Origin of the sequence: Kluyvera chengduensis (assembly GCF_044197065.1) — a bacterium.
Lineage (GTDB): Bacteria > Pseudomonadota > Gammaproteobacteria > Enterobacterales > Enterobacteriaceae > Kluyvera > Kluyvera ascorbata_C.
In genome coordinates this window covers 250,434-258,784 of record NZ_JBIQOI010000006.1, presented here as the reverse complement: position 1 = coordinate 258,784, position 8,351 = coordinate 250,434, and the positions used below count along the sequence as shown (strand labels likewise).

Sequence of the window (8,351 nt, the reverse complement as noted above, 5' to 3'; positions counted from 1 at the left end):
CTCCCTCCCCCCCCCCCCCCCCCCCCCCCCCCCCCCCCCCCCCCCCCCCGGGAACAGCGCCATTACGAATACTTTTTCGTCCGCCGCGTCGGCGCGGTGTTTGCCGGATCGTCCGGCCAGACGTGCTTTGGATAGCGCCCCTTCATCTCTTTTTGCACTTCCCGGTACGCCCCCTGCCAGAACGCGCTTAAATCACGCGTAATTTGCAGCGGGCGCTGCGCCGGTGAGAGCAGTTCCAGCACCAGCGCAACCCGCCCTTCGGCAATCGTCGGCGTGCTGGCCTCACCAAACATCTCCTGCATACGCACCGCCAAAGCCGGAGGATTTTCATCATCATAGCGAATAGCGATACGACTTCCTGTTGGCACAGTGTAATGAGTTGGCAGCAAACTCACCAGACGTTGTCGTAATGACCAGGGCAACCATTCGAGCAGCGCCTGGTGAATATCCAGCGATTTCAATCCGCGCAACGAGTGAACGCCGCTCATATGCGGTAACAGCCAGCTTTCCAGCGCCGCCAGCAGCGAGGCGTCATCCACCGCCGGCCAGTCATCTTCCGGCAGCCAGCGCGCGGCGCACTGTAGACGCAAGCGTAGCTGTTCCGCTTCGTTCGTCCAGTTGAGCACGCTTAATCCTTTCTCGCGAATACCGGTGAGCATCGCCCGGTGAAGTTCCTCTTCCGACGGTTTCGCCAGCGGGCGCACGCTCAGCGTCAGTTGGCCAATCTGGCTTCGGCGCAGCGCTTTCAGCGTGCCCTGGGTATCATCCCACTCAATGGTGTCAGATTGTTGAATCAACTGCGGACAGCGCGCGACCAGCGCATCAATATCCAGCGCGCAGGCTTGCAGGATTCGCGCATCCGGCGAGGCATTACCCTGTAACAGCAGCGGCGCAATCAGCCATTCGTGGCGATTCAGCGCATCGTCGGCGTCTAACATCGCCCCCATCCCGTTGGCGAGCTGGTAACGCCCTTCCTGCCCACGTCGGCGGGCGATACGGTCGGGGAAGCCCTGCGCCAGCAGCGCGGGAATCGCGTCACTGTCCGGCTGCCCCGCACGGCGATTCAGACGTTTACAGAGCTGCTGACTGCGCTGCTGCCACGGCCCCTGTGAACGGGTAAAAGCCTGCATAAGATCGCCGCTGCCGCCGCGTGGCGGCTCTTCCAGAATGGCCGCCAGCCGCGCCGCCGTCGCCACTTCATCGTCGCTATCCGCCGCCACCAGCATCGCCGCAAGGCGTGGGTCGTTCCCCTGCGCCGCCATTTTCTGCCCTTTCGCCGTTAAGCGCTCGTCGGCCAGCGCCCCAAGCTGCGTTAACAAACGACGCGCCGCCGCCAGGTTCACCGCGGGAGGCGTGTCCAGCCAGCTCAACTGCGACGGATCGTTACAGCCCCACTGCAAAAGCTCAAGCAGCAGCGAGGAGAGGTCGCTTTGCAAAATTTCCGCTTCACTCTGCGCCGCCGCGCGCTCGGCCTGATCTTTTGCCAGCAGATGCACGCACACGCCGGGCTCCAGACGCCCCGCGCGCCCGGCGCGCTGGGTCATTGAGGCCTGACTGACGCGCTGGGTTATCAGGCGTGTTAGCCCGCTACGCACATCAAAGCGCGCCACGCGCTCCTGGGCGCTGTCCACCACCAGGCGAATACCTTCAATGGTCAGACTGGTTTCGGCAATATTGGTCGCCAGCACCACCTTCCGTTTGCCCTGCGGCGCGGGAAGAATCGCCCGGCGCTGTTCGCTGAGCGGCAGCGCGCCATATAAAGGACAGAGCTGGACGTCGTCGGCCACGCGCTCCGCCAGATGATTCTGCACTCGCTGAATTTCACCCACGCCGGGTAAAAAGAGCAGCAGCGAGCCGCTTTCATGGCGCAACAGCTCTGCCGTTGCGATGGCCACCGCCTCATCAAAGCGCTGGTGCGCAGGCAGCGACTGATAGCGACGCTCAACCGGAAATGCGCGACCTTCGGAGATAACCGTTGGCGCATCCGGGAGCAGACGCTGCAGCTTATCGTTATCGAGCGTTGCCGACATGATCAGCAGCTTGAGATCATCGCGAAGCCCCTGTTGAACATCCAGCAGCAGCGCCAGCGCGAGGTCAGCCTGTAGACTGCGCTCGTGAAATTCATCGAGGATCACCAGCCCTATGCCCGACAGCTCGGGATCGTGCTGGATCATACGCGTCAGGATCCCTTCGGTCACGACCTCTAACTGGGTAGCAGGCCCCACGCAGGTTTCCGCACGCATACGGTAGCCGACCGTTTCTCCCGGCTTCTCACCCAGCAGCTCAGCCAGGCGCTGTGCGACGTTGCGCGCCGCCAGACGGCGCGGCTCCAGCAGTAAAATGCGCCCGTTGATGCCACCGTCACGTAAAATTTGCAGCGGCAGCCAGGTGGATTTACCCGCACCCGTTGGCGCGTTCAGCAGCACCTGGGGCGATTGCTGTAAGGCATGAAGGAGTTCAGGAAGGATGCTTGCGACCGGCAACAGGGACACGAATGGCTCCAGAGGGTTAACATTAAACGGCGGACATTGTAGCATCGCCTCAATTCATAACCGAGTCCCCACCATGTCAGAGTCAAAAAGGCTGTTTTTCGCCGTTGAGATCCCAAAGCCCATCCAGAAGCAGCTGGTGCAGTGGCGTGCCGATAATTTTCCTGCCGATGCCGGTATTCCCGTCGTCGCGGCTAATCTGCACATCACGCTGGCGTTTCTGGGGGAAGTGAGCGAAGAGAAACAGCGCGCGCTGGCCGCCATGGCAGGACGCATTCGCCAGCCGGGTTTTACGCTGAATCTGGATGATGCCGGACAGTGGCTGCGCTCCCGCGTAGTGTGGCTCGGCACGCGTCAGCCGCCGCGCGGGCTGCTGCAACTTGCCAGTATGCTTCGCGCGCAGGCCGCCCGCAGCGGCTGCTACCAAAGCCCGCAGCCGTTTCATCCGCACCTGACGCTGCTGCGCAACGCCGCACAAGCGGTGCCTATCCCCGCCCCCGGCTTTCTCTGGACCTTTCCGGTGACTGAGTTTGTGCTGTACGAATCACGCGTTGTCCGGGGACGCACAAAATACACGCCGTTACAGCGCTGGACGCTCAACGAATCATAATAAGGAAAACGTATGGAGTTTACGCCTCCGCTCAAGCACGCCACGCTGATTCAGCGCTACAAACGCTTTCTCGCTGATGTGGTTACGCCCGAAGGTGAAACCTTCACGCTGCACTGCCCAAATACCGGCGCAATGACCGGTTGCGCTACGCCTGGCGATACCGTTTGGTATTCCACATCAGAAAATACCAAACGAAAATATCCACATACGTGGGAATTAACTCAAACGCAAAAAGGGGCGTTTATCTGCGTCAATACGCTGCGGGCAAATACCCTGGCAAAAGAGGCAATTTTGGCCCAGAGCATTCCCGAACTGACCGGCTACAACACCCTGAAAAGCGAAGTGAAATACGGGGAAGAAAACAGCAGAATCGACATCATGTTACAGGCAGATGATCGTCCCAACTGCTATATTGAAGTGAAGTCAGTCACACTTGCGGAAAATGAATTTGGTTACTTTCCCGATGCGGTGACCGTGCGCGGACAGAAGCATTTACGCGAGCTGATGGGCGTAGTCGCCAGCGGCGAACGCGCTGTTTTACTGTTTACTATCTTGCACTCAGCCATTGAATATTTCTCTCCTGCACACCATATTGATGCTAAATATGCACAACTGCTTATTGAAGCACAAAAACAGGGGGTGGAGATTTTGGCTTATAAAGCGGAACTTTCTGCCGATAATATGACTCTGATATCGCCGTTACCCATTGCGTTATCACCGGGGGTATCTGCATAGAAAGTGTTCGGGCTGCGGCGCAAATACGCTTTTCCTCACAGCATTGTCAAGTGTTACGTTTAGATAATTGCCATCAGGAAAAGCATCTGTTATTTATAGCGGCCTGATTTTTCCCCCGAACACGGGGATCGATAGTGCGTGTTAAGGAGAAACAACATGCAAGAAGGGCAAAACCGTAAAACATCGTCCCTGAGTATTCTGTCCATCGCAGGGGTGGAGCCGTACCAGGTGAAACCGGGCGAAGAGTATATGAACGAAGCCCAACTGGCGCACTTCCGACGTATTCTTGAAGCATGGCGTAATCAACTTAGGGATGAAGTCGATCGCACCGTTACTCACATGCAGGACGAAGCTGCAAACTTCCCGGACCCGGTAGACCGTGCCGCGCAGGAAGAAGAGTTCAGCCTCGAACTACGTAACCGCGATCGTGAGCGTAAGCTGATCAAAAAGATCGAGAAGACGCTGAAAAAAGTCGAAGACGAAGATTTCGGCTACTGCGAATCATGTGGTGTTGAAATTGGTATTCGTCGTCTGGAAGCACGTCCAACGGCTGACCTGTGCATTGACTGCAAAACGCTGGCAGAAATCCGCGAAAAGCAGATGGCAGGTTAAGAGAACGCTAACTCTCTATCTTCAAGGCGGGAATCTCTCCCGCCTTGTTGTTTTTTATTGCAATAATCATGTCGACACAACCTTATATAGGGCGATTTGCCCCTTCCCCTTCCGGTGAGCTGCATTTTGGTTCGCTGATTGCCGCACTGGGAAGCTATCTACAAGCTCGTGCCCAGCAGGGTATCTGGCGAGTTCGCATCGAAGATATCGATCCTCCTCGTGAAGTTCCCGGTGCTGCAACCACCATTTTGCATCAGCTGGAACATTACGGCCTCCACTGGGACGGCGACGTTCTCTGGCAGTCGCAGCGGCACGATGCCTATCGTGAAGCCCTCGCGTGGCTAAAAAGCCAGAACCTGTGCTACTACTGCACCTGTACCCGCGCGCGCATTCAGAGCATTGGCGGCACCTACGACGGTCACTGCCGGGATCTCAACCACGGCCGCGAAAACGCGGCCCTGCGTCTGCGTCAGACACATCCGGTGACCGAATTCACCGACCTGTTGCGCGGCACGCTCAAAGCCGACGAACGTCTCGCGCGTGAAGATTTTATTATTCATCGTCGTGATGGCTTATTTGCCTATAATCTCGCGGTAGTGGTCGATGACCAGTTTCAGGGGGTCACAGAAATTGTGCGCGGCGCGGATTTAATTGAACCCACCGTACGACAGATTTCGCTCTACCAGCAGTTTGGCTGGCAGGCACCTGACTATATTCATCTGCCGCTGGCATTGAATGAAGAAGGTGCTAAACTTTCGAAGCAAAATCATGCACCTGCCCTAAAAACTGGCGATCCTCGCCCCGTGCTTATTCAGGCGTTACGCTTTTTAGGCCAGGAAACACCGGCGCTATGGCAAGACTTTAGCACGGCGGAAATTCTGCAAAACGCGGTCGTAAAATGGTCGCTCGCCCGCGTGCCGGAAATGGCGAAGATCAATCCGCCATTCTCAAATGCGTAATGCTGAGCTATGATTAGCCGCTATTTTTTTGTCCTGGATACTGATATTACCGAGGTGCACCATTTTTACCCGAGTCGCTAATTTTTGCCGCAAGGTGCTGAGCCGTGAGGAAAGCGAGGCTGAAAACGCCGTCGCTAAACCTGCTATGACCGTTATTCCGCGCGAGCAGCACGCTATTTCCCGCAAAGATATCAGCGAGAATGCCCTCAAGGTTCTTTATCGTCTGAACAAAGCAGGCTACGAGGCTTACCTCGTCGGCGGCGGCGTTCGCGACCTGCTGCTAGGCAAAAAACCCAAAGATTTCGACGTGACCACCAGCGCCACGCCTGACCAGGTCCGCAAACTGTTCCGCAACTGCCGTCTGGTTGGCCGCCGCTTCCGTCTGGCGCACGTCATGTTCGGCCCTGAAATTATCGAAGTCGCCACCTTCCGTGGTCACCACGAAGACGGCCAGTCCGATCGCACCACCTCACAGCGTGGGCAAAACGGCATGCTGCTGCGTGATAACATCTTCGGCTCCATCGAAGAAGATGCCCAGCGCCGCGACTTCACCATCAACAGCCTCTACTACAGCGTGGCGGACTTCACCGTTCGTGACTACGTTGGCGGTATGCAGGATCTGATCGACGGCGTGATTCGCCTGATTGGCGACCCGGAAACCCGCTACCGTGAAGATCCGGTGCGAATGCTGCGCGCCGTACGCTTTGCCGCGAAGCTCAATATGCGCATCAGCCCGGAAACCGCTGAACCTATCCCGCGTCTGGCCACCTTAATGAACGACGTGCCGCCGGCGCGCCTGTTTGAAGAAGCGCTCAAACTGCTGCAGGCAGGCTACGGTTTCGAAACCTACAAGCTGCTGCGCGAATACAATCTGTTCCAGCCGCTGTTCCCGACCATCACCCGCTACTTCACTGAAGACGGTGATAGCCCGATGGAGCGCATCATCTCCCAGGTGCTGAAGAACACCGATAACCGTATTCACAACGACATGCGCGTTAACCCGGCGTTCCTGTTCGCCGCGATGTTCTGGTATCCGCTGCTCGAGATGGCGCAGAAAATCGCTCAGGAGAGCGGGCTGGCCTATTACGATGCCTTCGCGCTGGCGATGAACGAGGTGCTGGACGAGGCCTGCCGTTCGCTGGCGATTCCAAAACGTATTACCACGCTGGTGCGTGACATCTGGCAGCTTCAGCTGCGCATGTCTCGTCGTCAGGGCAAACGCGCCTGGAAGCTGATGGAGCATCCAAAATTCCGCGCCGCTTACGATCTGCTGGCCCTGCGTGCCGAAGCCGAGCACAACGGCGAACTGCAGCGTCTGACCCAATGGTGGGGCGAGTTCCAGGTGGTTGCGCCTCCGGCACAGAAAGATATGCTCAACGAGCTGGGGGATGAACCGGATACCCGTCGTCGCCACCGCCGTCCGCGCAAACGCGCACCGCGCCGTGAGGGCAGTGCGTGACCCTCGTCTATATCGCTATCGGCAGCAACCTCGCCTCTCCGCTGGAGCAGGTGAACGCTGCCGTTGAGGCGCTTGATGCAATCCCGGATAGCCGGGTCGTTGCCGTCTCCGCGTTCTACCGTACGCCGCCGCTCGGCCCACAGGATCAGCCCGATTACCTGAACGCCGCCGTGGCGCTGGAAACCACGCTCGCCGCCGACGTGCTGCTCAGCCATACCCAGCGTATCGAACTGCAACAGGGGCGTCAGCGCAAAGCCGAACGTTGGGGGCCGCGTACCCTCGATTTAGACATCATGCTATTTGGTCAGGATATGATTCATACCGATAATTTGACCGTACCGCACTACGACATGTACAACCGCGGCTTTATGCTGTGGCCGCTGTTCGAAATTGCCCCTGACCTCACCTTCCCAGATGGTGTAAGCCTGCGTCAGCGTCTTGATACGTTGGCGGAAAACTGCCCTGCACGCTGGTAATCCCCCCTACCTTTTTTAGCGATCCCTGCTCTACCTGGTATCGTTTGCCTAAAGTCGTTGCCCCCCTGATTTCGGCTGTTAGAATGCCGGGTAATACGATCTTACCATCAGGGATTATTATGAAACCGACCACCATCGCTTTATTGCAGAAATGCAAACAAGAGAAAAAACGCTTCGCGACCATCACGGCATACGACTACAGCTTTGCCAAACTGTTCGCAGACGAAGGCATCAACGTGATGCTGGTGGGCGACTCGCTTGGCATGACCGTGCAAGGCCACGATTCCACGCTGCCGGTAACCGTTGAAGACATTGCTTACCACACCCGCGCCGTTCGTCGCGGCGCACCACACTGCCTGCTGCTGTCCGATCTGCCGTTTATGGCTTACGCCACACCGGAGCAGGCGTTTGAAAACGCGGCAACCGTTATGCGTGCCGGGGCGAACATGGTCAAAATTGAAGGCGGTGCCTGGCTGGTTGATACCGTGAAAATGCTGACCGATCGCGCTGTGCCGGTATGCGGTCACCTGGGACTGACGCCGCAGTCAGTCAACATCTTCGGCGGTTATAAGGTTCAGGGCCGTGGCGATGCGGGTCAGGTGCTGCTCGACGATGCGCTGGCGCTGGAAGCCGCAGGTGCGCAGCTGCTGGTGCTGGAGTGCGTACCGGTTGAACTGGCAAAACGCGTCACCGAAGCCCTGTCGATTCCAGTTATCGGCATCGGTGCAGGCAACGTCACCGACGGCCAGATCCTCGTGATGCACGATGCGTTCGGCATCACTGGCGGCCACATTCCTAAATTCGCTAAAAACTTCCTCGCGGAAGCGGGCGACATGCGCGCCGCGGTGCGGCAGTATGTGGCGGATGTGGAGTCCGGCGTTTATCCGGGCGAAGAACATAGTTTCCACTAATTTTGCTGACCATGCCGGATGGCGACGCCATGCGTCTTATCCGGCCTACAAACCGCCAACGGATGTAGGCCTGATAAGCGTAGCGCCATCAGGCGCTGCT

General features: G+C 57.8%; 8 protein-coding genes. 7 read left to right on the top strand and 1 reads right to left on the bottom strand.

Annotated elements, in window-relative coordinates; translation table 11 throughout:
* Nucleotides 1–62: 62 nt before the first annotated feature.
* Nucleotides 63–2,492: an ATP-dependent helicase HrpB gene (gene hrpB, locus ACH1XZ_RS16745; protein ID WP_395596468.1), complete on the bottom strand. Its 2,430-nt coding sequence runs from the start codon at nt 2,490–2,492 to the stop codon at nt 63–65.
* 73 nt (nt 2,493–2,565) lie between these two features.
* Here hrpB and thpR point away from each other — a divergent pair, with 73 nt between their 5' ends.
* The 7 genes from thpR (at nt 2,566) to panB (ending at nt 8,251) form a co-directional block, all read left to right on the top strand.
* Complete coding sequence (thpR, locus tag ACH1XZ_RS16740; RefSeq protein WP_395596467.1) at nt 2,566–3,099, top strand: RNA 2',3'-cyclic phosphodiesterase; 534 nt, start codon at nt 2,566–2,568, stop codon at nt 3,097–3,099.
* Between the two features lie 12 nt (nt 3,100–3,111).
* Nucleotides 3,112–3,834 (top strand): DNA/RNA nuclease SfsA, encoded by a 723-nt coding sequence (sfsA, locus tag ACH1XZ_RS16735; RefSeq protein ID WP_395596466.1) that lies wholly within the window; start codon nt 3,112–3,114, stop codon nt 3,832–3,834.
* 156 nt (nt 3,835–3,990) lie between these two features.
* Nucleotides 3,991–4,446 carry an RNA polymerase-binding protein DksA gene (gene dksA / locus ACH1XZ_RS16730; RefSeq protein ID WP_035891939.1) on the top strand — a complete coding sequence of 152 codons (456 nt, stop codon included), beginning with the start codon at nt 3,991–3,993 and terminating at the stop codon, nt 4,444–4,446.
* 68 nt (nt 4,447–4,514) lie between these two features.
* Nucleotides 4,515–5,405: a tRNA glutamyl-Q(34) synthetase GluQRS gene (gene gluQRS, locus ACH1XZ_RS16725; RefSeq protein ID WP_395596465.1), complete on the top strand. Its 891-nt coding sequence runs from the start codon at nt 4,515–4,517 to the stop codon at nt 5,403–5,405.
* A gap of 61 nt (nt 5,406–5,466) precedes the next feature.
* Entirely contained in the window at nt 5,467–6,864 is a 1,398-nt protein-coding gene (gene pcnB / locus ACH1XZ_RS16720) for a polynucleotide adenylyltransferase PcnB (RefSeq protein ID WP_395596473.1), read from the top strand.
* Nucleotides 6,861–7,340, top strand: a complete 480-nt coding sequence (folK, locus tag ACH1XZ_RS16715) for a 2-amino-4-hydroxy-6-hydroxymethyldihydropteridine diphosphokinase (RefSeq protein ID WP_395596464.1) — start codon at nt 6,861–6,863, stop codon at nt 7,338–7,340. Before pcnB ends, folK begins: the two co-directional genes overlap by 4 nt.
* Before the next feature lie 119 nt (nt 7,341–7,459).
* Nucleotides 7,460–8,251, top strand: coding sequence for a 3-methyl-2-oxobutanoate hydroxymethyltransferase (gene panB, locus ACH1XZ_RS16710; RefSeq protein WP_395596463.1), 792 nt, complete (start codon nt 7,460–7,462; stop codon nt 8,249–8,251).
* Nucleotides 8,252–8,351: the final 100 nt, after the last annotated feature.

Bases quoted from the DNA above. Each gene is read 5' to 3' on its own strand.
- thpR (WP_395596467.1), top strand. From the start codon at position 2,566: ATGTCAGAGTCAAAAAGGCTGTTTTTCGCCGTTGAGATCCCAAAGCCC.
- sfsA (WP_395596466.1), top strand. From the start codon at position 3,112: ATGGAGTTTACGCCTCCGCTCAAGCACGCCACGCTGATTCAGCGCTAC.
- dksA (WP_035891939.1), top strand. From the start codon at position 3,991: ATGCAAGAAGGGCAAAACCGTAAAACATCGTCCCTGAGTATTCTGTCC.
- gluQRS (WP_395596465.1), top strand. From the start codon at position 4,515: ATGTCGACACAACCTTATATAGGGCGATTTGCCCCTTCCCCTTCCGGT.
- panB (WP_395596463.1), top strand. From the start codon at position 7,460: ATGAAACCGACCACCATCGCTTTATTGCAGAAATGCAAACAAGAGAAA.